Annotated in this window: 23 protein-coding genes and 1 other RNA gene; 13 read left to right on the top strand and 11 right to left on the bottom strand. The window is 70.3% G+C overall.

Going from position 1 to position 24,256, the window contains the following annotated elements; genetic code table 11:
- Positions 1-8 precede the first annotated feature (8 nt).
- Positions 9-722: a phosphoserine phosphatase SerB gene (serB, locus tag Q0599_RS12535; protein WP_298829896.1), complete on the top strand. Its 714-nt coding sequence runs from the start codon at positions 9-11 to the stop codon at positions 720-722.
- Positions 723-815: 93 nt separating this feature from the next.
- Positions 816-2,180: a TrpB-like pyridoxal phosphate-dependent enzyme gene (locus Q0599_RS12540; RefSeq protein ID WP_298829898.1), complete on the top strand. Its 1,365-nt coding sequence runs from the start codon at positions 816-818 to the stop codon at positions 2,178-2,180.
- A gap of 4 nt (positions 2,181-2,184) precedes the next feature.
- On the opposite strand, the gene rraA is transcribed toward Q0599_RS12540, so the two are convergent.
- Together rraA and Q0599_RS12550 are read right to left on the bottom strand one after the other, a co-directional pair.
- Positions 2,185-2,697, bottom strand: coding sequence for a ribonuclease E activity regulator RraA (gene rraA / locus Q0599_RS12545; protein ID WP_298829899.1), 513 nt, complete (start codon positions 2,695-2,697; stop codon positions 2,185-2,187).
- Positions 2,694-3,185 (bottom strand): Lrp/AsnC family transcriptional regulator, encoded by a 492-nt coding sequence (locus Q0599_RS12550; RefSeq protein ID WP_298829902.1) that lies wholly within the window; start codon positions 3,183-3,185, stop codon positions 2,694-2,696. Before Q0599_RS12550 ends, rraA begins: the two co-directional genes overlap by 4 nt.
- Positions 3,186-3,298: 113 nt before the next feature.
- Here Q0599_RS12550 and yedA point away from each other — a divergent pair, with 113 nt between their 5' ends.
- The gene (gene yedA, locus Q0599_RS12555; protein WP_298829904.1) at positions 3,299-4,210 is read left to right on the top strand and encodes a drug/metabolite exporter YedA; all 912 of its coding nucleotides are present in this window, start codon (positions 3,299-3,301) and stop codon (positions 4,208-4,210) included.
- Here the strand turns inward: yedA and Q0599_RS12560 are convergent.
- Both Q0599_RS12560 and Q0599_RS12565 read right to left on the bottom strand, forming a co-directional pair.
- A complete protein-coding gene (locus Q0599_RS12560; protein ID WP_298829905.1) occupies positions 4,197-5,936 on the bottom strand; it encodes a thiamine pyrophosphate-binding protein in 1,740 nt (579 codons plus the stop codon). The genes yedA and Q0599_RS12560 overlap by 14 nt on opposite strands.
- On the bottom strand, positions 5,933-7,180 hold the full coding sequence (locus tag Q0599_RS12565; protein ID WP_298829906.1) for an MFS transporter: 1,248 nt from the start codon (positions 7,178-7,180) through the stop codon (positions 5,933-5,935). The genes Q0599_RS12560 and Q0599_RS12565 overlap by 4 nt, the downstream gene beginning before the upstream one ends.
- 91 nt (positions 7,181-7,271) lie before the next feature.
- On the opposite strand from Q0599_RS12565, the gene Q0599_RS12570 reads away from it, so the two are divergent.
- The 5 genes from Q0599_RS12570 to Q0599_RS12590 all read left to right on the top strand — a co-directional run bounded on the left by Q0599_RS12570 (position 7,272) and on the right by Q0599_RS12590 (position 11,949).
- Entirely contained in the window at positions 7,272-8,114 is an 843-nt protein-coding gene (locus Q0599_RS12570; RefSeq protein ID WP_298829908.1) for a helix-turn-helix transcriptional regulator, read from the top strand.
- 131 nt (positions 8,115-8,245) lie between these two features.
- A complete protein-coding gene (locus tag Q0599_RS12575; protein WP_298829909.1) occupies positions 8,246-9,496 on the top strand; it encodes a hypothetical protein in 1,251 nt (416 codons plus the stop codon).
- Between the two features lie 90 nt (positions 9,497-9,586).
- A complete protein-coding gene (nadA, locus tag Q0599_RS12580; protein WP_298829910.1) occupies positions 9,587-10,693 on the top strand; it encodes a quinolinate synthase NadA in 1,107 nt (368 codons plus the stop codon).
- Positions 10,694-10,695: 2 nt separating this feature from the next.
- A complete protein-coding gene (gene nadC, locus Q0599_RS12585; RefSeq protein ID WP_298829912.1) occupies positions 10,696-11,562 on the top strand; it encodes a carboxylating nicotinate-nucleotide diphosphorylase in 867 nt (288 codons plus the stop codon).
- 99 nt (positions 11,563-11,661) lie between these two features.
- Positions 11,662-11,949: a late competence development ComFB family protein gene (locus tag Q0599_RS12590; RefSeq protein WP_298829914.1), complete on the top strand. Its 288-nt coding sequence runs from the start codon at positions 11,662-11,664 to the stop codon at positions 11,947-11,949.
- Between the two features lie 4 nt (positions 11,950-11,953).
- Here Q0599_RS12590 and Q0599_RS12595 read toward each other — a convergent pair whose 3' ends face one another.
- The 4 genes from Q0599_RS12595 to Q0599_RS12610 form a co-directional block, all read right to left on the bottom strand.
- Entirely contained in the window at positions 11,954-15,028 is a 3,075-nt protein-coding gene (locus Q0599_RS12595) for an efflux RND transporter permease subunit (protein ID WP_298829916.1), read from the bottom strand.
- A gap of 16 nt (positions 15,029-15,044) precedes the next feature.
- Positions 15,045-16,223 carry an efflux RND transporter periplasmic adaptor subunit gene (locus Q0599_RS12600; RefSeq protein WP_298829918.1) on the bottom strand — a complete coding sequence of 393 codons (1,179 nt, stop codon included), beginning with the start codon at positions 16,221-16,223 and terminating at the stop codon, positions 15,045-15,047.
- 79 nt (positions 16,224-16,302) lie between these two features.
- Complete coding sequence (gene rnhA / locus Q0599_RS12605; protein ID WP_298829920.1) at positions 16,303-16,764, bottom strand: ribonuclease HI; 462 nt, start codon at positions 16,762-16,764, stop codon at positions 16,303-16,305.
- Positions 16,761-17,567, bottom strand: coding sequence for a methyltransferase domain-containing protein (locus Q0599_RS12610; protein ID WP_298829922.1), 807 nt, complete (start codon positions 17,565-17,567; stop codon positions 16,761-16,763). Before Q0599_RS12610 ends, rnhA begins: the two co-directional genes overlap by 4 nt.
- Here Q0599_RS12610 and gloB point away from each other — a divergent pair.
- Both gloB and Q0599_RS12620 read left to right on the top strand, forming a co-directional pair.
- Positions 17,566-18,336: a hydroxyacylglutathione hydrolase gene (gloB, locus tag Q0599_RS12615; RefSeq protein WP_298829924.1), complete on the top strand. Its 771-nt coding sequence runs from the start codon at positions 17,566-17,568 to the stop codon at positions 18,334-18,336. The two genes, Q0599_RS12610 and gloB, sit on opposite strands and share 2 nt — an antisense overlap.
- On the top strand, positions 18,333-19,928 hold the full coding sequence (locus Q0599_RS12620; protein ID WP_298829925.1) for a transglycosylase SLT domain-containing protein: 1,596 nt from the start codon (positions 18,333-18,335) through the stop codon (positions 19,926-19,928). Before gloB ends, Q0599_RS12620 begins: the two co-directional genes overlap by 4 nt.
- A gap of 12 nt (positions 19,929-19,940) precedes the next feature.
- Here the strand turns inward: Q0599_RS12620 and recR are convergent, their stop codons facing one another.
- Genes recR through dnaX form a run of 3 tightly spaced genes read right to left on the bottom strand, consistent with a single transcriptional unit; the run spans position 19,941 to position 22,582 of the window.
- A complete protein-coding gene (gene recR, locus Q0599_RS12625) occupies positions 19,941-20,528 on the bottom strand; it encodes a recombination mediator RecR (RefSeq protein WP_298829926.1) in 588 nt (195 codons plus the stop codon).
- A 7-nt stretch (positions 20,529-20,535) separates the two neighbouring features.
- Entirely contained in the window at positions 20,536-20,862 is a 327-nt protein-coding gene (locus tag Q0599_RS12630; RefSeq protein WP_298829928.1) for a YbaB/EbfC family nucleoid-associated protein, read from the bottom strand.
- 19 nt (positions 20,863-20,881) lie between these two features.
- Positions 20,882-22,582, bottom strand: coding sequence for a DNA polymerase III subunit gamma/tau (dnaX, locus tag Q0599_RS12635; protein WP_298829930.1), 1,701 nt, complete (start codon positions 22,580-22,582; stop codon positions 20,882-20,884).
- Between the two features lie 65 nt (positions 22,583-22,647).
- Between dnaX and Q0599_RS12640 the strand changes: the two genes are divergently transcribed.
- The 3 genes from Q0599_RS12640 (at position 22,648) to Q0599_RS12650 (ending at position 24,253) form a co-directional block, all read left to right on the top strand.
- Positions 22,648-23,775 carry an AIR synthase-related protein gene (locus Q0599_RS12640; protein ID WP_298829932.1) on the top strand — a complete coding sequence of 376 codons (1,128 nt, stop codon included), beginning with the start codon at positions 22,648-22,650 and terminating at the stop codon, positions 23,773-23,775.
- Positions 23,776-23,818: 43 nt separating this feature from the next.
- Positions 23,819-23,916, top strand: an RNA gene (ffs, locus tag Q0599_RS12645) — signal recognition particle sRNA small type.
- A gap of 46 nt (positions 23,917-23,962) precedes the next feature.
- Positions 23,963-24,253 carry a hypothetical protein gene (locus Q0599_RS12650; protein ID WP_298829934.1) on the top strand — a complete coding sequence of 97 codons (291 nt, stop codon included), beginning with the start codon at positions 23,963-23,965 and terminating at the stop codon, positions 24,251-24,253.
- Positions 24,254-24,256 lie beyond the last annotated feature (3 nt).

A 24,256-nucleotide genomic window follows, 5' to 3' on the forward strand; every position in this document is an offset into this window, starting at 1 on the left:
CCGACTCGATGTCCCGCACCGAACATGCCCCCGGTCTCGTCATCCGCGACTTCGCGCCGCCGCTGCGACTGACCGACTTCAAGCTCATCGCCTTCGACATGGACTCGACGCTGATCAACATCGAGTGCGTCGACGAGATTGCCGATGCCGTCGGCCGCAAGGCCGAAGTGGCGGAGATCACCGAGGCGGCGATGCGCGGCGAGATCGCGGACTACAAGGACAGCCTGCGTCGCCGCGTCGCGCTGCTCGCCGGTGCGCCCGTGAGCGCGCTCGAGACGGTGTGGCGCGAGAAGCTGCGCCTCAATCCCGGGGTGCCGGCCTTCGTCGAGGCCTGCCAGGCCGCCGGGCTGAAGACGCTGCTCGTCTCGGGCGGTTTCACCTTCTTCAGCGAGCGCATCCGCCGTCAGCTCAAGCTCGATTTCGCCCGCGCCAACACGCTCGGCGTGGCCCATGGGCGCCTGACCGGCACGCTGTTCGACCGGCCCTGGGGCGATATCGTCGACGGCGCCGAAAAGAAGCGCGTGCTGCTGGAAGTGGCCGAGCTGATGGGCATCGAGACCGGCCAGACCATCGCCGTCGGCGACGGCGCCAACGACCTTCCGATGATGGCTGCGGCCGGCCTGTCGATCGCCTACCACCCGAAGCCGACGGTGGCCGAGAAGGCAATGATCTCGATCAATTCCGGCGGCCTGGACCGCGCGCTCGAAGTGCTCACGGTCTGAGCCGACCCTGGGGCAAACCTGCCTTGGCGCGGCGCGCCGGGCTCCTACGATGCGGCCTCACACCACCTCCACACAGGCCCACGAGGAGACCGCATGAGCACGCCGACCAAGTTCCTGCTCGACGAGAGCAGGATGCCCAAGTACTGGTACAACATCGCCGCCGACCTGCCGGTGCCTGCGCCCGCGGTGCTGCACCCCGGCACGATGAAGCCGGTGGGTCCGGACGACCTCGCGCCGCTGTTCCCGATGGAACTGATCCTGCAGGAGGTCAGCACCGAGCGCGAGGTGCCCATCCCGGAACCCGTGCGCGAGGTGTTCAGGCTCTGGCGCCCCTCGCCGCTGGTGCGCGCGCACCGTCTGGAGAAGGCGCTGGGTACGCCGGCGAGGATCTACTACAAGTACGAGGGCGTCTCGCCGGCCGGCTCGCACAAGCCCAACACCGCCGTGCCGCAGGCCTGGTACAACGCCCAGGTCGGCATCAAGAAGATCGCCACCGAGACGGGTGCCGGCCAGTGGGGCTCGTCGCTGGCCTTCGCCGGCGCCCTCTTCGGCATCGACGTGACGGTCTTCCAGGTGCGCGTCTCCTACGACCAGAAGCCCTACCGCCGCGCGCTCATGGAGACCTACGGTGCGCGCTGCATCGCCAGCCCGTCGAACGAGACGAACTCCGGCCGCGCCATCCTCGCCCTGCACCCGGACCATCCCGGCTCGCTGGGCATCGCGATCTCCGAAGCGGTGGAGGTCGCGGCCACGCACGACGACACCAAGTACGCGCTCGGCTCGGTGCTCAACCACGTGCTGATGCACCAGACCATCATCGGCCAGGAGGCGATGCTGCAGCTCGAGATGGCCGGCGACGACCCCGACGTGGTGGTGGGCTGCACCGGCGGCGGCTCCAACTTCGCCGGCATCTCCTTCCCCTTCATCGGCCAGCAGTTGCGTGGCGGCAAGAAGCGCCGCATCGTCGCGGTGGAGCCGGCGGCCTGCCCGTCGCTGACGCGCGGCAAGTACGCCTACGACTTCGGCGACACCGCGCACCTGACCCCCCTGACCAAGATGCACACGCTGGGCTCGACCTTCACGCCGCCGGGCTTCCACGCCGGCGGCCTGCGTTACCACGGCATGGCGCCTCTGGTGTCGCACCTGAAGGAACTCGATCTGATCGAGGCGACCGCCTACCACCAGAACGCCTGCTTCGAGGCCGGCGTGCTGTTCGCGCGCAGCGAAGGCATCGTGCCGGCGCCCGAGGCGAACCATGCGGTGAAGGGTGCCGTCGAGGAGGCCTTGCGCTGCAAGCGCGAGGGCCGCTCGGAGGTGATCCTGTTCAACCTCTGCGGCCACGGCCACTTCGACATGTCGGCCTACAGCAACTACATGGCCGGCAAGCTGGTCGACCAGCCCTACGACGAGAAGGAGCTGGCGATGGCGCTGTCCGGGCTGCCGGCGGTGCCCGCCTGACCGTTCAGGCGACCGGCGACGGCACCACCACGATGCCGTCCTCGTCGGCATAGAGCCAGTCGCCCGGTCGCACCCAGACGCCCTGGATCAGCACCGGCACGCCGGTCTGGCCGGGCGCCTTGCGGTCGGTGGGCATCGGGAACAGCGCGAGCGCGCGGATGCCCACGTCGGCCGCGGCAAGTTCGGCCTTGTCGCGCGCTGCACCGTCGATCACCACACCGGCCCAGCCGTTCTTCGCCGCCGCGGCGGCGAGGTTGCCGCCGATCAGCGCGCGGCGCAGCGAGCCGCCGCCATCGACCACCAGCACCCGCCCACCGCCGGCGGACTCCACCGCCGCCTTCACCGGCGAGTTGTCCTCGAAGCACTTCACCGTGACCACCGGCCCGCAGAACTTGCGTCGCCCGCCGTAATCGTGGAACACCGGCGGCAGCACGCGGAAGGCGCCATCGCCGGTCGCATAGGCGGCCTTGTGCGTGTCGCAGAGGTCGCAGGTGGCAAAGTCGGCAGGGGTGGTCATGCGTTCAACACTTTCCTGATCGGCGGCTTCACGTCCTCGCGGCGCGGCGGCAGCATCGGCTGGTGCTCGCGCGCGGGGTTGAGGATGATGGAGGTGGCGGTCTCGGTGAGGATGCAGAACTTGCTGACCACCGCATCGAGATGCGCCACGTCGATGACGGCGATCTCCAGCACCCAGCTGTCCTCGCCGGTGACGTTGTAGGCATTGATGCACTCGGGCGTCTGCTGGATCAGCTTGATCACGCGCGCGTACTCGGCGCGGCCGATGCGAATGAGCGCGCGGATGCCGTAGCCGAGCTTCGTCAGGTCCACCGTCGCGCGGTAGCCCGTGATCACGCCGGCGGACTCCAGCTTGCGCACGCGCTCGGTGACGGCCGGCTGGCTGAGATGGACGCGTCGGCCCAGTTCGGCCAGCGTCAGGCGCGCATCGGCCTGCAGTTCGGCAAGGATCCGGGTGTCGTGGGCGTCGAGCTCGAAGTTCAAGGCCATGGCATCGAAACTCCTTCAAAGTCATCCGCATTGTGCCTTCACGAACTTTATTCGACCGTGGATTCGAGGCCTCGCCTTTCATACGATGTCGATCCAGTTCCGGAATCGCCTCCATGTCCTCGACCATGCTCGCCGCCGGCGCACCGCGCGCCGCGCCGCTGTCCACGCTGCTGCTGCTGTGCCTCGCGGCCACCTGGCTGATCTGGGGCTCGACCTACCTCGCCATCAAGTTCGCGCTGTTGAGCTTTCCGCCCTTCTTCCAGATGGGCACGCGCTTCCTCGCCGCCGGCGCGCTGCTGATGGTCTGGATGCGCTGGCGTGGCGCGCCCTGGCCCAGCCTCGCACAATGGCGCAACGCGCTGATCGTCGGCACGCTGATGCTCGGCGGCGGCATGGGCGGCACCGCCGTTGCCGAGGTGTCGGTGGGCTCGGGCCTGGTGGTGGCCTTCATCGCCGTGGTGCCGTTGATGATCGCAGCACTGAACCTGCTCTGGGGCGTGGTGCCGGGGCGGCTGGAACTGGCGGGCATCGTCGTCGGCCTGGCCGGCGTGCTGATGCTGACCCAGGGGGCAGGCTTCCAGGCCTCGCCGGGCGGACTGGCGGCGATCGCGATCGCCTGCGTCACCTGGTCGCTGGGCAGCGTGCTCAGCCAGCGCAAGCTGCCGCTCGCGCCGGGCGCGACCGGGTTCGCCAGCGAGATGCTGTGCGGCGGCGCGGTGTTGATGGGCTTGTCCTGGCTCGCCGGCGAGCACCCGACCTGGCCACCGCAGCCGGCCGCCGCGCTCGCCTGGCTCTACCTGGTGGTGTTCGGTTCGCTGATCGCCTTCAACGCCTACATGCACCTGCTCGCCCATGCGAGCGCAGGGCTGGCGTCGAGCTACACCTTCGTCAATCCGGTGATCGCGATGCTGCTCGGCGTGGCCGTGCTCGGCGAGGCGGTCAGCGACTTCGAATGGGCGGCGGCCGGCGTGGTGCTGGTCGGCGTGGTGCTGATGCTGCGCGGAGCAGCCGTCAAGCGCGCCTGAGCGCCGCGTCGCGGATCGCGCTCAGCGTGCTGCGCGTGGTGCTCACGTCGGTGTCGAGCTTGAGGTGCAGCAGCGACGGCCCCGCCGCCGCCAGCGCCTCGCGCAGCGCGGGCTCGAACTGCTCGGTGCGCTCCACCCTGGCGGCGTGCCAGCCATGGGCCCGCGCCAGTGCGGCGAAGTCCGGGTTGAACAGGTCGCTGCCCGAGACGCGCCCCGGGAACTCGCGTTCCTGGTGCATGCGGATGGTGCCGTAGCTGCCGTTGTCGACGACGAGGCTGACCAGCTTGCCCGCGCCGCGCCCGGCACCGTAGCCGGTGGCGGTGGCGAGTTCCTGGCCGGTCATGAGGAAGTCGCCGTCGCCGGCGACGTTGATCACCGTGCGCTCGGGATGCAGCAGCGATGCGGCGATTGCCGCTGGCACCCCGTAGCCCATCGCCCCCGAGGTGGGCGCGAGCTGCGTGCGGCCGTGGTGCTGCAGCCCGCGGTAGCGCACGTAGCGGTGCAGCCAGCCGCTGTAGTTGCCGGCGCCGTTGGTGAATACGGCGTTCTCCGGCACGAGTCGCTCGACGGTGAGCATCACCTGCGCCATGTCCAGCGGCGAGACCGGCGGCGGCACGCGGTTCGCGGCGAAGTCGGCCGCGGCAGACTCGGACCAGGCGCGCCATGCCGACTCGGCCGGCGCAGCCAGCGACTCCAGCGCCTTGGCGGCGTGGCTCACCGACGCCTGCAGCATCAGGTCGGCGGCGTAGACGCGGCCGAGTTCCTCCGCGCCGGCATGGATGTGCACCAGGGTCTGCCTCGGCCGCGGCGCTTCGAGCAGCGTGTAGCCGCCGGTGGTCATCTCGCCGAGGCGCACGCCCAGCGCGATCACCAGGTCAGCCTCGCGGATGCGCGCGGCGAGCTTGGGATTGATGCCGATGCCCACATCGCCGGCATAGAGCGGGTGGCGGTTGTCGAAGGTGTCCTGGAAACGAAAGCCGCAGCCCACCGGCAACTGCCAGTTCTCGGCGAAGCGCTGCAGGGCACGGGCGCCTTCGGCATCCCAACCCCCGCCCCCGGCGATGACGAAGGGGCGTTGCGCGCGCACGAGCAGCGCGCGCAGGTCGCGCAAGGGCCCGGGCGCCGGCCAGGCCTGCGCCGGCTCGACGCGCGGCAGCACCGGCGCGGACGTCGGCAGGGTCAGCAGGTCCTCGGGCAGCACCAGCACCACCGGTCCGGGCCGGCCCTGCATCGCGGTGTGGAAGGCACGCGCCACATACTCCGGCAAGCGATCGGCGCTGTGTACCTCGCCCACCCACTTGGCCATGCCCAGCGTGCCGGGGCCGAACACCTGGCGGTAGTCGAGTTCCTGGAAGGCTTCGCGGTCGCGCTGGTCGCCGGCCACCTGGCCGACGAACAGAATCATCGGCGTGCTGTCCTGGAAGGCGGTGTGCAGCCCGATGCTGGCATTGGTCGCGCCGGGGCCGCGCGTGACGAAGCAGATGCCCGGCCGGCCGCTCAGCTTGCCCTGCGCCTCGGCCATGAAGGCCGCGCCGCCTTCCTGGCGGCAGGCGACGAAGCGGATGTGCGCGCGGTGCTCGTGGAAGCCGTCGAGCACGGCAAGATAGCTCTCCCCCGGCACGCCGAAGGCGGTGGTCACGCCCTGGGCAACGAGCGCCTCGACCAGCGCGTGGCCGGCAATGCGGGTGGGACTTGCGGTGGGTGAAGTGTCGGCGGGCACGTTCATGCCGGCATTTTCGCCGTCGCGCCCTGCGTGCGCGCCACACGCACGCCGACCAGGGCGGCCGACACCACACCGCCGACCAGGGCCAGCGCCGCACCGCTGAACACGCCCGAGGGCGACCCATGGTCGAGGATGGCGCCGAACACCGGCGCAGCCAGCGCGAAGCCGAGGTCCAGCCCCGAATAGACGGTTCCGTAGACGCGCCCGGTGGCACCGGGCGGCGCGGCGCGCTTGATCAGCATGTCGCGCGAGGGGCCGGCCAGTCCGGTGCCGAAGCCGGCCAGCGCAGCCAGCGCCGCCGCCAGCAGCCCGGGCAGCGTGGGCAGGCCGGCGAGGAAGAGCAGCAGCGCCGCGCCCAGCAGGCAGGCGCCGATGGTGCGCTCCAGCCGCTCGCCGCGCGCGGCGAGGAAGCCCCCCACCACCATGCCCGCCGCACCGCAGAGCATGAAGCCGGTGACGACGAACGAGGTGATCGACAGCGGAAGCTCATGCAGCTTCTGCAACGCAGGGCCGGCGAAACTCTGCACCGCCGACAGCGCGCAGGTCGACCAGAAGAAGAAGGAGAAGCACAGCCACACCGAGGGCAGGCGCAGGAAGGCGAGCGGGTGTTCGGCAGTCGCGGTGGCCGGCAGGCCGGACGCGGCGTGCGGCCATCCGACCGAGCGGTCGTCGATGGCGCGCCGGTTCGCGACCAGCGTCGCCAGCACCAGCATCGCCCAGGCCGCCGCACCGGCGGCGGCCCAGCGCCACGAGCCCGTCGCCGCCGTGAGCGCAGTCATGAACACCGGCGCAGCCGCCCAGCCCAGGTTGCCCGAGATGCCGTGCACCGAGAAGGCATGCCCCAGCCTTGGCTGCGAGACACGCTTGTTGAGGATGGTGAAGTCCACCGGGTGGAACGGAGAATTGCCCAGTCCGGACAGTGCCGCGGCGAGCATCAGTCCGCCATAACCCTGCGCGGTGGCCGCCGCCAGCGCCGCCAGCGCGAAGCAGGACAGTGCCGCGAACAGCACCGGCCGTGCGCCGACACGGTCGACGAGGAAACCGGCAAGCGCCTGGCCAATGCCGGAGATGACGAAGAAGGTGCTGACCAGCAGCCCCAGTTCGGCGTAGCTCAGGCCGAAGTCCCGGATGAACAGCGGGAACAGCGGCGGCAGCAGCATGTGGAAGAAGTGCGACGTGCCATGCGCCAGGCCGACCAGGCCGATGGTGCGGGCATCGTCGCGCAGGGGAACGGTGGAAGCGGTCATCGCGGTTGGGTGCAGCCGAGGACTCTGACTCTAGGCGCCGGGACTGCGTCGCAGTTACGATAGAAGGTCAATCGCTGTCGAGAATCTGCCAATGCCTGCCCACCGCGCCGCGCGCGCCCGCCGCTCGAGCGTGCCGCCGATCGATCCGCTGGCCTACGCACCCACGCCGGCGCGGCCGCTGCGCGCCAAGCTGCGACGCCTGCGCGCCGCCACGCGCGTCGAGCCGCACAGCCATCCCTGGGCGCAGGTGGCCATGTCGGCCACCGGAGTGATCCGCATGAACGCCGGCCGCAGTACCTACCTCGTGCCGCCGTCGCGCGCCCTCTGGATCCCGCCCGGCGTGGAGCATGTCGTCACGGTGCTGGAGGACGCGGAGATCCGCACGCTGTATGTGCACCCCAGCGCGCGCTTCTTCGGCCCTGAGGCCGAGACGCCCTTCCAGCGCTGGCCGGCGTGTCGTGTGCTCGAGGTGTCGCCGCTGCTGCGCGAACTGGTGGCGCACCTCGACACCGCGCCGGGGGCATGCGCCTTCGATGAACGCGAGGCCTGCCTCGCCGCGCTGATCCTCGATGAGCTGCGGCGCGCCGCGCCGGTGCGCCTCGGCGTGGACCTGCCGCTCGACAAGCGCCTGCGCCAGCTGTGCGAGGCGGTGCTCGACGAGCCGACGCGCTGGGCGACGCTGGAGGATTGGTCGCGACAGGCCGGTGCCAGCCCGCGCACGGTGGCGCGCCTGTTCCGCAGCGAGTTGGGCACCACCTTCCTGCAGTGGCGGCAGCAGGTGCTGCTCGCGCATGCGCTGGCGCTGGCGGCGCGCAAGCTGCCGATGGCCACGATCGCCGCGGAGCTGGGTTACGCCAGCGCCAGTGCCTTCAGCGCGATGGTCAAGCGGACGCTGGGCGCGCCGCCGACCCGCTTCTTCGCCCAGGCCCCCTGAACCCGGGGAAGCCGGTGACGCCTTGCAACATCTCTTCCATCTGTAGCGAGAATGCCCGCACGGTGTTGAACGTAGGCTGAACAACGACGCGGAAAGCGCGATTCCCAGCTGCGTCGCCATGGAGGGAAGCCATGCTGAAGTCGCTGTTCGGTGATCTTGGTTCCGCCGAAGACCCGCGTCTGCGTGCTGCCACGCCCGACGAGACCGATGGCGGGTTCGCCGCCACCGCCATCCTGGAGAGCGTCGCCACCGAAGTGAACGAGCGCGGCCAGATGGTCGACCGCCATGTGCGCGACCTGGTCGTCACCGGCTCGCCGGCCGCCGCCATCCGCGAGCACTTCGCCGCCACGCGCGCCGACCTGGGAGCCGCCACGCGGCAGATCACCTTGCTCGACCCGACGGGCGTGTGGGCCTCGGCGGTCATCAAGGCCCTGTCCGACGCTGGCGGCCAGCCGGTCGAGCGGCTGCACTTGCGCGAGCACACCACGCTGAAGACGCTGGCGTTGATCGAACGCACCAGCCTCGTGCGCCGCCACGAGGAGAAGCTCAACCTCTACCACGCCGACGTGCGCGAGCCCGGGCACGACAACGCCGAGATCCCGGTGGCGCTGATGGAGCACAGCCACCTCACGGCAGTCATCGTCGGGCCGATGCAGCCGCATGCCATCGACGCTCTGCTCGCCTCGCTGAACGACGCCACGCAACTGTCCGGCTGGCGCTGTCCCAACCTGCTCTTCATGCTGCCGCCCAACGCGGTGTGGATCGCCAACAAGATCTCCGCCGTGCGCTGGCCGGCCCGACTGCAGGTGCACGTGATCGACGAGCCCTTGATCAGTGCCTCGGCGGTCTGGAACGCGATGCTGGGCATCTGGAACCTGGTCAAGCTGCAGCCGGCCTGGGAGGCCAAGCCGGCGACGTCCGAGTTCCCGTTCAAGGTGGCCGACCTGTCCGCTTCGCCGCAGGTCAGGACGCTGCCCGCCGCGCCGGTGGCGCGGCTCGGCCGCGCCGTGCTCGACCCGGCGCGCGCCAGGCAGGCGCTGGCCGACATGCTGCCGCTCGAGGGCATGCTCGGCTGCGCGGCGGTGGATGCCACCACCGGCCTCGTGCTCGCCCGCGAGGTGCGCGAGGATCAGCCGGTCGACATGGACGTGGTCGGCGCCGCCTGCGCGCAGATCCTGCGCGACCATCGTGCGGCATCGAACGCCATGGGCCTGGGCGGACCGGTCGAGGAGATCATGACCAGCACCAGCGCACGCCAGCAGGTCATGCGCGTCATCTCCCGCTACCCCGACGTGTTCATCGTCGCCCTGCTCGACCGCCAGCGCACCAACCTGCCGCTGGCGCGCTACAAGCTGTTGGAGCTCGACAAGGCCTTGCTCTGACCCCGCCGCAGCCCCGGCGCGGCGGGGCTAACATCGCAGGTCCTGCGGGCTGCGGAGCCCGCGCACGACGGGCACCGGCCCGACCCTGCGATGAGCCACCAAGTCCTCTACGACTACACGCGGCAGGACGCCAGCGGCGCCAGCTGCGTCGCCCATGCCTGGGCCAAGACGCCCGAACCCCTGACACCGGACCAGCGCCGCGAGTGGAAGGCACGCGCCGCCGCGCTGCTGAAGCAGCATGGCGCCGTGCTCGTGGCGCATTACTACGTCGATGGCGACCTGCAGGACCTGGCGCTGGAGACCGGTGGCTGCGTCGCCGATTCCCTCGAGATGGCACGCTTCGGCCGCCAACACGCCGCCAAAACGCTGGTGGTGGCCGGCGTGCGCTTCATGGGCGAGACGGCGAAGATCCTCTCGCCCGAGAAGCGCGTGCTGATGCCCGACCTCGACGCCACGTGCTCGCTCGACCTCGGCTGCCCGGCGGATCAGTTCGCCGAATTCTGCGACGCCCACCCCGACCGCACCGTGGTCGTCTATGCCAACACCAGCGCCGCGGTGAAGGCGCGCGCCGACTGGATGGTGACGAGTTCCTGCGCGCCGGCGATCGTGAAGCACCTGAAGGAGCGCGGCGAGAAGATCCTCTGGGCGCCGGACCGCCATCTCGGCCGCTACATCCAGGAACAGACCGGCGCCGACATGCTGTCGTGGCACGGCGAATGCATCGTGCACGACGAGTTCAAGGGCCTGGAGCTCGAACTGCTGCGCAAGGAGCACCCCGGCGCCAAGGTGCTGGTGCACCCGGAGTCGCCGCAAAGCGTGGTCGCGCAGGCCGATGTGGTCGGCTCGACGACGCAGATCCTCAACGCCGTGCTCAGCCTCGATGCGCAGACCTTCATCATCGCCACCGACAACGGCCTGATGCACCGCATCCGCCAGCTTGCGCCGGACAAGACGCTGCTGGAAGCGCCCACCGCCGGACGCAGCGCCACCTGCAAGAGCTGCGCGCACTGCCCATGGATGGCGATGAACGCCCTGCAGGGCGTGGTGCATGCGCTCGAGCATGGCAGCGGAGAGATCGCCGTCGACGAGACGGTCCGTGCGAAGGCGCTGGGCTGCATCGAGCGCATGCTCGACTTCACCGCGAAGAACGCGGCGGCGCCGGCGCCTGCCTTCGTGAAGCACATCGGACCCGCCTGACCATGTTCGAGTTCAACGAGACGCTGGATCAGGCCCGCGCGCGAAACATCCGGGATGCGCTGGCCGAGGACATCGGCCGCGGCGACTGGACGGCGCGTCTGGTGCCCGAGTCGCAGCGGGTGCGCTCGCGCGTGATCGTGCGCGAGGCGGCGGTGCTGTGCGGCCGCGACTGGTTCGACGGCTGCGTGCTCGCGCTCGACCCGCAGGCGCGCATCTCCTGGCGCGCCGACGAGGGAGCGCGGCTGCGCGCCGGCGACACGTTGTGCGAGATCGAGGCCAACGCGCGCGCCCTGCTCTCCGCCGAGCGTCCGGCGCTCAATTTCCTGCAGCTGCTGTGCGCCACCGCGACGCTGACGCGCGCCCATGTCGACGCGATCGCCGGCGCCTCTTCGAATCCGCGCGGCTGCGCCATCCTCGACACGCGCAAGACGCTGCCGGGGCTGCGCCAGGCGCAGAAGTACGCGGTGCGCGTCGGCGGCGGCCGCAACCAGCGCCTCGCCCTGTGGCACGGCATCCTGATCAAGGAGAACCACATCGCCGCCGCCGGCGGCATCGCGCAGGTGCTGGCGCAGGCGCGCGCGCTCGAGGCCGATGTGGAGATCCAGATCGAGGTCGAGTCGCTCGAGCAGCTGGCCGAGGCACTGGACCACGGCGCCACCAGTGTGATGCTCGACAACTTCGACCTCACCGGCATGCGCCGCGCGGTGGCGCTCACCGCCGGCCGCGCCGAGCTGGAGGTCTCCGGCGGCGTGCAGCTCGAACAGTTGCGGGCGATCGCCGAGACCGGCGTGGACCGCATCTCGATCGGCGCGCTGACGAAGAACGTCCGCGCGGTCGACCTGTCGATGCGCGTCATCGAGCGGCTCTGAGATCGGTCGAACTGGGGCGACACGGCGCCGCTTATCGGGTCTCCGTAGCTCGGAGGTCGGCCTAGAGTGGCATGCACCGCCGTTCCGCGAGGCCCCGCCATGAGTGCCGACTTCGAGTCGATCTTCAACCACCACGAGCGCGCCGTGTACGAGACCGTGAGGGCGCAGGCCGCGCGCTTCCCGCACATGGCCACGCCCGAATTGCTGGCCGACATCGCCTGCGTGACCCTGAACCGACTGCCGCCGCGCTACATCCGCCACGAGGTGGATTTCGCTTTCTACCTGACCGACAGGGAGCGCGGCGAGAACGAACGCGCCATCGCCGAGGCCGTCAACTTCGCCTTCGAATTCGTGCAGGCCCGCCGGGCCATGAGAGCGCGCGTCTGACTTCCTAGTGCACCGGCGCCGTGTCGGGCGCCTCGGGCGTGGTGATCTCGCCCGGCACGCCCCGGCGCGCGAACAGCGTGTACATCGTCGGCACGACGAAGATGGTGAGCAGCGTGCCGAAGCTCATGCCGCCGACGATCACCCAGCCGATCTGCTGGCGGCTCTCGGCGCCCGCACCGCTGGCCAGCGCCAGGGGCAGCGCACCCAGCACCATGGCCGCCGTGGTCATCAGGATGGGCCGCAGGCGCAGCGCGGCCGCCTCGACCACCGCGGTGCGGATGTCGCGCCCCTGCTGGCGCAGCTGGTTGCTGAACTCGACGATCAGGATGCCGTGCTTGGTGATGAGCCCGACCAGCGTGATCAGGCCGATCTGCGAATAGACGTTGAGCGTACCGCCGCTGAGGTGCATCGCGCCCAGGGCGCCGACCATCGACAGCGGCACCGCGAGCATGATCACGAAGGGGTCGACGAAGCTCTCGAACTGCGCCGACAGCACGAGAAAGATGAACAGCAGGGCCAGCACGAACACCAGTCCGAGCGCACCGCTGGACGCGCGGAGTTCGCGCGACACGCCGTTCAGTTCGGTCGAGTAGCCCGGCTTGAGCACCCTGGCCGCCGTCGCGTCCATGAACTGCAGCGCCTCGCCGAGCGCGTAGCCCGGCGCGAGGTTGGCGGTGATGGTCACCGAGCGCCTCTGGTTGAAGTGGTTCAGCTCGCGCGGGCTGACCGATTCCTTCACCGTCACCAGCGACGCCAGCGGCACCATCACATCGCCGCGGCCGCGCACGAACATCCTGTCGATGTCCTCCGGCGTGGTGCGGCCGCGCCCCTCCGTCTGCACGATCACGTCGTACTGCTCGGCGTCGCGCTTGTAGCGGGTCACGTTGCGCCCGCCGAGCAGTGTCTCGATGGTGCGCGCCACCTGATCCACGGCGATGCCGGCGTCGGCCGCCCGGTCGCGGTCGACCTGGATGAACAGTTCCGGCTTGTTCAGCCGCAGATCGACGTCGGGCTGCACGATGCCCGGGTTCTTCGCCATCTCGGCGACCATCTGCTGCGCCACCTCTGCCATGGCGGGGTAGCTGTCGGAACTGACGATGACGAAGTTGATCGGCCGCTCGCGGAATCCCTGGCCGAGCGACGGAGGCGTCACCGGAAAGGCGGACACGCCGGGCAGCTGCGCGAACCGAGGCTGCAGATCCTGAACCAGCTGCGGCGTGCGGCGCTCGCGCTCGTTCCAGTCGATGGTGCGCAGGATCGCGATGCCCTGAGACACGGTCGGGTTGCCGGTCACGACGAAGACGCGGTCGAACTCGGGATATTCCATGGCGTTGCGCTCGAGCGCCTGCATGTAGCGCTGCGTGTACTCCAGCGTCGAGCCGTCGGGTGCGTTCACCGAGGTGAAGATCACGCCGCGGTCCTCCTGCGGTGCGAGTTCGCTCCTTGCGTTCTTGAACAGCCACCAGCTCGCCGCGCCGCAGGCCAGCATCACCAGCATCACCAGCCCGCGGCGCAGCAGCACCCAGCGCAGGGCCACCTCGTAGCGTCGGCTCAGACCGACCAGCAGCGACTCCATCAAGCGGTCGAAGCGGCTGGGCGCCGGGTTGTGGCGCAGCAGCTTGCTGCACATCATCGGCGTGAGCGTCAACGCGACGAATCCGGAAACGATCACCGCGCCAGCGAGCGTCAGCGCGAATTCGATGAACAGCCGCCCGGTGCGCCCCGGCGTGAAGGCCAGCGGCGCATAGACGGCGGCCAGCGTCATCGTCATCGCCACCACCGCGAAGCCGACTTCCCTGGCCCCTTTCAGCGCCGCCTGGAATGGCGTCAGCCCCTCCTCGACATGACGGAAGATGTTCTCCAGCATGACGATCGCGTCGTCGACCACCAAGCCGATGGCCAGCACGAGCGCGAGCAATGTCAGCGTGTTGACGGTGAATCCCGCCGCCGCCATCAGGCCGAAGGCACCGATCAGGCTGACCGGAATGGTGACCAGGGGAATGACCGAAGCGCGCAGCGTGCGCAGGAACACGAACACCACCAGCGCGACGAGCAGCACGGCCTCGGCGATGGTGGTGTAGACCGACTTGATCGAACGGTCGATGAACACCGAGTTGTCGTTGGCCAGCCGCACGGTCACGCCGGCCGGCAGGTCCTGCTGGATCTTCGGCAGGATGCCGCGCACGTCGGCGGCGACTTCCAGCGGGTTGGCGGTGGCCTGGCGCACTACGCCCATGGACACCGCCGGCACGCCGTTCAGGCGCACGCTGGAGCGTTCGCTCGCCGCGGCCTGCTCGACGCGCGCCACGTCGCGAAGGCGCACCACGTGACCGCTGGCGCTCTTCAGCGTGATGTCGGCGAACTGCGCCGGCGTGGTCAGGTCGGTCCGCGCGGTGACGCTGAACTCGCGCTGCCGGCTCTCGATGCGCCCGGCCGGCACCTCGAGGTTCTGCCTGCGCAGCGCGTCCTCGACGTCCTGCACCGTCAGCCGGTAGGCGGCAAGCTTGTCCGGATCGACCCAGATGCGCATCGAGAACAGGCGGTCGCCGTTGATGTTGACGTTCGCCACCCCCGGCACGGTCTGCAGCCTTGGCTTGACGATGCGGTTGATCAGGTCGGTGATCTCCAGCGCCGACAGCGTCTCGCTGCTGAAGGCGATCCACACCGTCGGGGTGGCATCGGCCTCCACCTTGGAGATGACCGGCTCGTCGATCGCGTCCGGCAGACGGCCGCGCACGCGCGAGACGCGGTCGCGCACGTCCGCGGCGGCATCTTCCGGGCTCTTGCTGAGCTTGAAGCGCGCCGTGATCTGGCTCTGCTCGGCGCGCGACACCGAGGTGATGATGTCCACGCCTTCGATGCCGGAGATCGAGTCCTCCAGCGGCTTGGTGACCTGCGACTCGATCACCTCCGACGAAGCACCGGTCAGCTGGGTGGTCACGTTGACCACCGGTTCGTCGATGCGCGGGTACTCGCGCACCTGCAGACCCTGGAACGACACCGCGCCGATCAGCACCAGCAGCAGCGACATCACGGTGGCGAAGACCGGACGGCGGATCGACGTCTCGGACAGCTTCATTGCCGCGGGCTCACGCTCAGACCGCCGGCCGGACACCGGAGGCGGCGCGCGGCGGCGCACTCGCCGGCGCCGCGACCCCCACCTCGACCACCCGCACGGGCAGCGCGTCACCGCGCAACAGCCGCGCCTGGCCGGCGGTGACGACCAGGTCGCCGGGCTCGAGGCCCGAGAGGATCTCGGCGCGCCCCGGCAAGCGCATGCCGATGTTTGCCTCGATGCGCTGCGACACCTTGCCGGCCGCGCCGTCGACCACCTTGATCAGGTACTGCTTGCCGCCCTGCGGCACCAGTGCCTCTTCGGGCACCACCAGGGCCCGCTCGCGCACGGCGAAGACGGTGCGCGCGCGGGCGAACATGCCCGCCTTCAGCTCGCCCTTGGGGTTGGGCAGGCGCGCACGCACGAGCAGCGAGCGGCCGGCCGCGTCCACCTGCGAGTCGACCGCGTCGATGCGTCCCAGGAAGATGCGGCCGGGCAAGGCATCGACGCGCACCTCGACCGGCTGCCCCGGCTTCAGCCGCGCCAGGTAACGCTCGGGCAGCCGGAAGTCGGCCGACATCGACGAGGCGTCCTCGATGTTGACGAGGTCGGCGCCGTCCTTCACGTAGTCGCCCAGGCTCACCGAGGCGATCCCGGCCACGCCATCGAACGGCGCGACGATGCGCATGCGCTCGAGTTGGGCCTGCGCCAGCGCCACCTGCGCCTGGGCCACCTCGAGCGCGGCGGCGCTCTGGTCCACCGCACTGGCACTGACGAAGTTCTGCGCCAACAGCTCGCGGTTGCGCTGCAGGTTGGTGCGGGCAATGCTGGCCTGCGCCTGAGCCTGCTGCAGTTGGGCCCGCTGCAATGTGTCGTCGAGTTGCACCAGCAACTGCCCGCGCTTGACGCGCTGCCCATCGCCGAAGCCCAGCCTGGCGATGCGCCCGCTGACCTCCGGTCGCAGCATCACCCCCTGGCGCGAGCGCAGCGAGCCGACCGACTGGGCATCGTCCTCGATGCGCTCGACGGACACGCGCGCCACCTCGACCGACACCGGACCGGGCGCACCCGCAACGATGCCAGCTGCGGCCGAAGGCGCCGACATCGCCGGTGCCACGGCTGGCTGGCTGCCGCCGCTGCCCTTGTGCTGGACCCACCAGGCCGCAGTGCCTGCTGCCGCGATGCCGACCACGGCGACGACGGTATGAAGCGTCTTCAAGTCACTGCCTTCGTTGCTCTTCCACTGTGCTGTGCGAACTGTAGCGTTCAGTCCGCAAACCCGCAGTCACGTCAACCACTCAGGTCTGCGATTCGACGCCGCGGTTGGCAAGCGCGTCGGCGCGCTCGTTGCCGGCGTTGCCGGAATGCCCTTTCACCCAGCGCCACTCGACGTGATGGAGTTGCCGAAGCGCATCGAGGCGCTGCCACAGCTCGGCATTCTTCACCGCTTTGCGGTCGGCCGTCTTCCAGCCACGCTGCTTCCAGGCGTGGATCCACTCCGTGATGCCCTTGCGGACATATTCGCTGTCCGTGTGGATGGTCACGTCACAGGTGCGCTTCAACGAAGCCAGCGCCTCGATCACCGCCGTGAGTTCCATGCGGTTGTTGGTGGTCATCGCCTCGCCCCCGAACAGCTCCTTCTCGTGCTCGCCGGTGCGCAACCACGCGCCCCAGCCGCCGCGGCCCGGGTTGCCCTTGCACGCGCCATCCGTATAGACGGTCACGTGCGGTCTCTTCGGCGCCGGCGCGGCAGCAGTCATGCTGGTTCTTCCTCGCGTTCGCCGCGCTTCTGGGTGAGTACGGCGGCACCGGCCTTGGCGCGCTGAGGCTGGTCCCGCACCAGTCCGACGAGGCGCATGCCGCGCACGCGCTTGACGGCCACGACGAAGTAGGCCGCGCCGAACACCGGCCACCAGCGCTCGCCGGAACCGTCCATCCATTCGTAGCGCTGCAGCCAGCGATCCGACAGCACCGGCATGCGGTAGCAGCCGAAGCGCCCCGACTCGACCTCGAAGCTGAGCAGTCGAAGCCAGTCGCGAAGCCGGCGATAGCCGAGGAACTCGCCGCTGGCCGGCAGGAACAGCGGCTTGTGGCGCGCCACGCCCAGGCCGAGGCGCAGGCGGCCCATCGCCTGTCGCAGCCCCCACAGGCTGGCCGGATTGAAGCCGACCACCACCACGCGCCCTTCGGGCCGCAGCACGCGCTCGACCTCGCGCAGCGTCTGGTGCGGATCGCGTGCCAACTCCAGCGTGTGCGGCAGCACGACGAGGTCGAGGCTGGCGCCATCGAAGGGCAGCGCGTCGAAGTCGAGGTTGAGTGCCACCGTCGCGCGCGGCATCGCCCCCGGCCCGGCCGGCGAAGTGTGCTCGCAGGCCACCCAGCGGTGCGGCATGCGGTTGTTGCGCAGCGCATCGAGTTCGGGCAGGCCGACCTGCAGCGCATGGAAGCCGAACAGGTCGGCCACCGCCAGATCGAGGTGGCGCTGCTCCCACTCGAGCAGGTATCGGCCTGCCGGCGTGGCGAGCCACTGGGCCAAACCTATAATTCGCTCGCCTTTCGCCATGGAACTGATCGCCCTGCCCGCCTTCACCGACAACTACATCTGGATGCTTCACGACGGCGCGAATGCCATCGTCGTCGACCCAGGTGAAGCAGCGCCGGTGTCGGCCGCGCTCGACGAGCGGCATCTGGCGCTGTCGGCGATTCTAGTGACCCATCACCACGGCGACCACGTGGGCGGCGTCGATGCGCTGCGCGACCGGTTGCAGGGCCGCGTCTATGGGCCGCGCCGCGAATCCATCCCCGCCCCTTTCGTGCCGCTGGACGATGGCGACGAGATCGAGGTGCTCGGCCTGTCCTTTCGCATCCTCGACGTGCCGGGCCACACGGCGGGGCACATCGCCTACTTCCATGAGGGACGCGACGGCGCCCCGATGCTCTTCTGCGGCGACACTCTCTTCTCCGGCGGCTGTGGACGCCTGTTCGAGGGCACGGCCGAGCAGATGCATGCCTCGCTCGCGCGCCTGGCCGAACTGCCGGGGGACACTCGCGTGTGCTGCGCCCACGAGTACACGCTGTCCAACCTGAAGTTTGCGCGCGCCGTCGAACCCGGCAACGCGGCACTGGCTCGCTACGTCGCCGACTGCGAGGCCGCGCGCGCAGCCGGACGGCCGACGCTGCCGTCGCGCATCGCGCTCGAGCGCGAGATCAATCCCTTCCTGCGCTGCGACCGGGACGAAGTGGTGCGCTCGGCGGCCGCCCATGGCGCCGCCAGTGCGGCAGGCCCCGAAGTACTGGCCGCGCTGCGCCGCTGGAAGAACGAATTCCGATGAACCGATTACGAACCTCGGCCTCGACTGCCCTGCTCTGTCTGATCCTGGCCGCTGTGGCGGGATGTGCGACCACGCCGGGCGGCGATGCCGCGGCGACAGCCCCCGTCGAGGCACCTGCTGCTCCGCCGGCGCCGGTGCAGCCCCCGGCCGAGCCCGAACCGGCGCCCGCTGCCGCGCAAGAAGAAAGCCCCGCACCCACACCACCCGCCGTCGACCCGCTGCGCCCCGAGGTCCGCCTGGATCTCGACGACGAGCGCAGCGCCAGCCTCGATCTCTGGACGCGCGTGCGCGACGGCTTCACGCTGACCGACCTCGACAACCACTTGGTGCGCGACCGCGAACGCTGGTACGCCGCGCGGCCCGACTACGTGCAGCGCATGACCGAACGCGGCAGCCGCTACCTGTTCCACATCGTCGAGGAAGTCGAGAGGCGCGGCCTGCCCACCGAGCTCGCCCTGCTGCCGTTCATCGAGAGCGCCTTCAACCCGCAGGCGCTGTCCTCGGCCAAGGCCTCGGGCATCTGGCAGTTCATGCCGGCCACCGGCCGCCATTTCGAGCTTCGCCAGAACGTCTTCCGCGACGACCGGCGCGACGTGCTCGCCTCCACCCGCGCGGCGCTCGACTACCTCGAACGGCTGCACGGCATGTTCGGTGACTGGCACCTCGCCCTGGCCGCCTACAACTGGGGCGAAGGCAACGTGCAGCGCGCCATTGCGCGCAATCGCCGCGCCGGCAAGGACACCGGCTACGAGAGCCTGCGCATGCCTGCCGAGACGCGCCTGTACGTGCCGAAGCTGCAGGCCGTGAAGAACATCGTCGCGCGCCCCGCCGACTTCGGGCTCGAACTGCCGGAGCTGACCAACCACCCCTATTTCCTCGCCGTCAGCATCGAGCGCGATATTGACGTCGAACTCGCGGCGGAACTCGCGGAATTGCCGCTGGACGAGTTCAAGGCGCTCAACCCGCAGATGAACAAGCCAGTGATCCTCGCCGCCGGCACGCCGCAGGTGCTGCTGCCCTACGACAACGCCAACCTGTTCGTGCGCGCGCTGCCACAGCATCGCGGCCCGCTGGCGAGTTGGACGGCCTGGGTGGCGCCGAAGACTCTCAAGCCGGCGGAGGCCGCCAGGCTGGTCGGCATGCACGAGGACGAACTGCGCGAGGTGAACAAGATCCCGCCGCGCATGCTGGTGCGGGCCGGCTCGACGCTGCTCGTGCCGCGCAGCCCGAACCGCGAAACGGACGTCTCCGAGCACCTCGCGGAGAACGCCACCATCGCGCTCGCGCCCGATGGCCCGGGCCTGCGCCGCCTGTCGCTGAAGGCCGGCAAGCGCGACAGCGTGGCCAGCGTGGCACGCCGCTACCGAGTCAAGGCCTCGCAGGTGGCGCAGTGGAACGGGGTCAGTGCGGGGTCGCGCTTCCGGCCGGGACAATCCATCGTCGTCTACGTGTCGCACAAGCCGGCCAAGGCCGGCGCCAAGAAGAAGACGGCCAAGGTGAGCGCGCCTCGCAAGTCGGCGGCGGCCAAGCCGACGCGCAAGGCCGGTGGATCGGCGAGCGGCAAGGCGCCGGTGCGCGCCTCGCGCCGATAGCGCCAGCCGGCCTCAGCGCCGATCGCTCAACGCGTGGGCGATGGTGCCCAGGTCCACGTACTCCAGCTCGCTGCCGATCGGCACGCCGCGCGCCAGCCGCGTGACCTTGAGGCCGCGCGCCTTCAAGGCCTCGGACAGCACATGCGCCGTCGCCTCGCCCTCGGCGGTGAAGTTGGTGGCGATGATCACCTCCTCGGTGACGCCGTCGGCGGCGCGCTGCAGCAGTTCGCGCAGACCGATGTCGCTGGTGCCCACACCGTCGAGCGGGCTCAAGCGGCCCATCAGCACGAAATACAGGCCGCGGTAACTGCCGCTGCGCTCCAGTGCCGCCTGGTCGGCCGGCGTCTCCACCACGCAGAGCTGGCGCGTGTCCCGATGCGCATCGAGACAGATGTCGCACACCGGCGCCTCGGTGAAGGTATGGCAGCGCTCGCAGTGGCGGACGCTCGCGCACGCGGCCGTCAAGGCCTGCGCGAGCCGCTGCGCACCTTCGCGGTCGTGCTGCAGCAGGTGGAAGGCCAGCCGCTGCGCCGACTTCACGCCGATGCCGGGCAGGCGACGCAGCGCCTCGATCAGTGCATCGAGCGAGGAACCGGCCACGCCCGGCTCAGAAGGGGAACTTCATGCCGGGGGGCATGGGCATGCCGGCAGTGAGCTTGCCCATCTTCTCCTGGCTGACCTGCTCGGCGCGGCGGATCGCGTCGTTGAACGCAGCGGCGACCAGGTCCTCCAGCATGTCCTTGTCGTCGGCGAGCAGGCTGGGATCGATGGCGACACGCTTGACGTCGTGCTTGCAGGTCATGGTGACCTTCACCAGCCCGGCACCGGACTGGCCCTCGACCTCGATCAGCGCCAGTTCCTCCTGCGCCTTCTTGAGGTTGTCCTGCATCGCCTGGGCCTGCTTCATCAGGCCGGCCAGCTGGTTCTTCATCATGGTCAATGCTCCTTTGGAATCAATGCGGCTTGACCGAGCCGGGCACGATGCGCGCGGTCTTGTACTGCGCCATCAGGGCCTGCACCAGCGGGTCGTCGTGGATGATCTGCTCGGCCTCGGCCTGGCGGCGCGCGCGCTCGGCCGCATCGCGCCGCGCCGGTGAATCCTCGGCCGCGCCGGCCTCGACGTGCAGCTTCACCGGCCTGCCGAGCGACTGCGCCAGCGCCGCCTGCAGCTTGTCGACGTTGGCAGGGCTGCGCAGTGTCTCGCGCTCGACGCGCAGCGTCCAGCGCGCCGGGGTGGCCATCTCGTCGACGGCCACGCACTGCGACTGCATCGCCAGCTCGCGCACCAGCGCACCGATCGAGCCGCCGTCGCACAGGCTTCGCACCTGAGCCGCCCAGCGGTCGCCCAGCGGCGTGGAGGCGACGCTGGGCAACTCGGCGCGCGGCATCGGCGTCGGCGCTGCGAGCGGTGTCGGCGTCTCGACGTCGAGCTCGTCCGGCGCGTCGAGCCAGGGCGGTGGCTCGGGGGCGCGCGCCACCGGCGCTCGGGCCACCGGGGCACGCGTCGCCGGTGTCGGGGCGGGCCGGGGCGCCGCAGGTTCGGCAGCCCCCGACCCGGCGGGGCGGAAGGCCAGCATGCGCAGCAGCACCATCACCAGGCCGCTGTATTCGTCGGGCGCCAGCGCCAGCTCGGCGCGGCCGTGCACGACGATGCTGTACAGCAGCTGCGTCTCGTCGGGGGGCAGCGCCCGCGCGAGCTTCTCGACGGCGGGCGTGTCCGGGTCGTTCGCGTCCAGCGCGCCGGGCACCGCCTGCTGCACCGCCATCTGCTGCAGCAGCGAGGCCATCTCTTCCAGCGTGCCGGCGGCCGCCAGGCCGAGCGAACGCAGGCCGTCGACCGCAGCGATCACCGCCGAGCCGTCGCCAGCCGCGAGCGCCTCGACGAGGCGCTCCGCGTGACCACGATCGACCGCACCGAGCATGCGCCGCACGCCGGACTCTGCCAACGCGCCGGCACCGAAGGCGATCGCCTGGTCGGTCAGCGACAGCGCGTCGCGCATCGAGCCGCGCGCGGCACGCGCGAGCAGGCGCAGCGCGCCCGGCTCGGCGACGATGCCTTCCTCGGCGAGCACGGCGCCGAGGTGCTCCTGCACCGTCTGCGGCGCCATCGGCCGCAGGTTGAACTGCAGGCAGCGCGACAGCACGGTCGGCGGTACCTTCTGCGGGTCGGTGGTGGCCAGCACGAACTTCAGGTAGTCCGGCGGCTCCTCCAGCGTCTTGAGCATCGCATTGAAGGCGGTGGTCGAGAGCATGTGCACTTCGTCGATCATGTAGACCTTGAAGCGGCCGAGCACCGGCTTGTAGACGGCCTGGTCGAGCAGCTGCGAGATCTCGTCGACGCCGCGGTTGGAGGCGGCGTCGAGCTCGACGTAGTCGACGAAGCGCCCGGCATCGATGTCGCGGCAGGCATCGCACACGCCGCACGGCTGCGCGGTGATGCCGCCCTGCCCGTCCGCGCCGGTGCAGTTGAGCGACTTGGCGAGGATGCGCGAGACGGTGGTCTTGCCGACACCGCGCGTGCCGGTGAACAGATAGGCATGGTGCAGCCGCTGCTGCGTCAGCGCATTGGACAGCGCCTGCACGACGTGCTCCTGCCCGACCATCGCATCGAAGCTGCGCGGCCGGTACTTGCGGGCGAGCACCAGGTAACTCATGCGGGTCATTCTACGGGCCGCCCTGCGCCCCTCCCGGCCCATGGGCTGACCGATAATCCAGCCCCATGACCGATGCCGCCCGCCCCGACTCCACCCACACGCTCAGCTACGAACAGGCCGGTGTCAACTACGAGCTGATCGACCCGCTGAAGGTCGCCGCGCAGCGCGCCGCGGCGGCCACCGCCGGCAACCTCGCCGCGCACGGATTCGCCGAGATCGCCGCCTCGCGCGGCGAGTCGGCCTACGTTGTCGATGTCGGGCCGTTCTACCTGGCGAGCATCGTCGAGTGCCTGGGCTCGAAAGCCCTGGTGGCCGACGAGATGAAGGCGCTCACCGGCCGCAGCTACTACGCTGCGATCGCGCAGGACACCATCGCGATGGCGATCAACGACCTCATCACCGTCGGCGCCACGCCGCTGGTGGTGCAGGCCTACTGGGCGGCCGGCGGCTCCGACTGGTTCAGCGACGCGCAGCGCGCGCAGGCGCTGGTGCAGGGTTGGAAGCAAGCGTGCGACACCTGCGGCGTGGCCTGGGGCGGCGGCGAGACGCCCGCGCTGGCCGGCATCGTCGAGGGCGGGCGCATCGACCTCGCGGCGAGCTGCACCGGCATCGTCAACCCGAAGCAGCGCCTGTCCGTCGGCGACCGCCTTGCCGCCGGCGACGCGATCGTGCTGCTCGCCTCCAGCGGCATCCATGCCAACGGCCTGAGCCTGGCGCGCAAGCTGGTCGAGCGGCTGGCGCAGGGTTACCTCACCGAAGTGGCGACGGGGCTGAGCTACGGCGACGCCCTGCTCGCGCCGACAGTGCTGTATTCGCCGGTCACCGAGGCGCTGTTCCGGGCCGGCATCGTGCCGCACTACTGCGCCAACATCACCGGCCACGGATGGCGCAAGCTGCTGCGCCATCCGGCGACACTGACCTACCGCATCCACAGCGTACCCGCGGTGCCGCCGGTGCTCAAGTTCATCCAGCAGCATGCCCGGCAGGACGACCACGAGGCCTACGGCACGCTCAACATGGGCGCGGGCTTCGCGCTCTTCGTCGGCGCGGACGAGGCGCAGCGCTGCGTCGAGATCGCCGCGGCGCAAGGCGTCGAGGCCATCGTCGCCGGCCGCGTCGAGGCGGGGCCGAAGCGGCTGATCGTCGAGCCGCTCTCGCTCGAGTGGGGCGACGACGCGCTGCAGTTGCGCTGAGGCCCACGCGAAGGGCCTTCGGGCGTCGCCTACAATCGTCGGCGACGGGCCTCCCCGCATGGGAGCGCGCCCAACCGGGTCAGGTGGGGAACCAAGCAGCCCTAAGCGTTGCGACCAGTGCCGGGGGTAAGGCTCGTCACCCTTCTCCGATTCCGCGTTCGAGGCGCAACCGTGGCAACATGGCTGCATGAGCCAAGACTTCGGCAGCGAGTCCCCGCGTGCGCACTCGCAGACTTCGCATCGAAAGCCGGCACGCTACCTCGTCGTCATCGACTCCGGGGGCGTGCCGCTGGCGCGCCTCTTCCTCGACACGCTGCAGCAGGTCGCCGAGTTCGACGCCGGCACCGAGGAAGTCACGCAGATGACCGCGGGGCTGGTTCCCGCCAAGGGCGCAGATGCGCCCCGATGGGACCGTGCCCTCGAAGGCCACAGCGATGTCGAACGACGGGCCGCCGACGTCTACACGCTCGACGTCTGAGCC

The organism is uncultured Piscinibacter sp. (assembly GCF_937952055.1).
GTDB lineage: Bacteria > Pseudomonadota > Gammaproteobacteria > Burkholderiales > Burkholderiaceae_C > Piscinibacter.

Excerpts from the sequence above, each read along its gene's own strand:
- serB (WP_298829896.1), top strand. The coding sequence starts at position 9 with ATGTCCCGCACCGAACATGCCCCCGGTCTCGTCATCCGCGACTTCGCG.
- Q0599_RS12540 (WP_298829898.1), top strand. The coding sequence starts at position 816 with ATGAGCACGCCGACCAAGTTCCTGCTCGACGAGAGCAGGATGCCCAAG.
- rraA (WP_298829899.1), bottom strand. The coding sequence starts at position 2,697 with ATGACCACCCCTGCCGACTTTGCCACCTGCGACCTCTGCGACACGCAC.
- Q0599_RS12550 (WP_298829902.1), bottom strand. The coding sequence starts at position 3,185 with ATGGCCTTGAACTTCGAGCTCGACGCCCACGACACCCGGATCCTTGCC.
- yedA (WP_298829904.1), top strand. The coding sequence starts at position 3,299 with ATGTCCTCGACCATGCTCGCCGCCGGCGCACCGCGCGCCGCGCCGCTG.
- Q0599_RS12560 (WP_298829905.1), bottom strand. The coding sequence starts at position 5,936 with ATGAACGTGCCCGCCGACACTTCACCCACCGCAAGTCCCACCCGCATT.
- Q0599_RS12565 (WP_298829906.1), bottom strand. The coding sequence starts at position 7,180 with ATGACCGCTTCCACCGTTCCCCTGCGCGACGATGCCCGCACCATCGGC.
- Q0599_RS12570 (WP_298829908.1), top strand. The coding sequence starts at position 7,272 with ATGCCTGCCCACCGCGCCGCGCGCGCCCGCCGCTCGAGCGTGCCGCCG.
- Q0599_RS12575 (WP_298829909.1), top strand. The coding sequence starts at position 8,246 with ATGCTGAAGTCGCTGTTCGGTGATCTTGGTTCCGCCGAAGACCCGCGT.
- nadA (WP_298829910.1), top strand. The coding sequence starts at position 9,587 with ATGAGCCACCAAGTCCTCTACGACTACACGCGGCAGGACGCCAGCGGC.
- nadC (WP_298829912.1), top strand. The coding sequence starts at position 10,696 with ATGTTCGAGTTCAACGAGACGCTGGATCAGGCCCGCGCGCGAAACATC.
- Q0599_RS12590 (WP_298829914.1), top strand. The coding sequence starts at position 11,662 with ATGAGTGCCGACTTCGAGTCGATCTTCAACCACCACGAGCGCGCCGTG.
- Q0599_RS12595 (WP_298829916.1), bottom strand. The coding sequence starts at position 15,028 with ATGAAGCTGTCCGAGACGTCGATCCGCCGTCCGGTCTTCGCCACCGTG.
- rnhA (WP_298829920.1), bottom strand. The coding sequence starts at position 16,764 with ATGACTGCTGCCGCGCCGGCGCCGAAGAGACCGCACGTGACCGTCTAT.
- gloB (WP_298829924.1), top strand. The coding sequence starts at position 17,566 with ATGGAACTGATCGCCCTGCCCGCCTTCACCGACAACTACATCTGGATG.
- Q0599_RS12610 (WP_298829922.1), bottom strand. The coding sequence starts at position 17,567 with ATGGCGAAAGGCGAGCGAATTATAGGTTTGGCCCAGTGGCTCGCCACG.
- Q0599_RS12620 (WP_298829925.1), top strand. The coding sequence starts at position 18,333 with ATGAACCGATTACGAACCTCGGCCTCGACTGCCCTGCTCTGTCTGATC.
- Q0599_RS12630 (WP_298829928.1), bottom strand. The coding sequence starts at position 20,862 with ATGATGAAGAACCAGCTGGCCGGCCTGATGAAGCAGGCCCAGGCGATG.
- dnaX (WP_298829930.1), bottom strand. The coding sequence starts at position 22,582 with ATGAGTTACCTGGTGCTCGCCCGCAAGTACCGGCCGCGCAGCTTCGAT.
- Q0599_RS12640 (WP_298829932.1), top strand. The coding sequence starts at position 22,648 with ATGACCGATGCCGCCCGCCCCGACTCCACCCACACGCTCAGCTACGAA.
- Q0599_RS12650 (WP_298829934.1), top strand. The coding sequence starts at position 23,963 with ATGAGCCAAGACTTCGGCAGCGAGTCCCCGCGTGCGCACTCGCAGACT.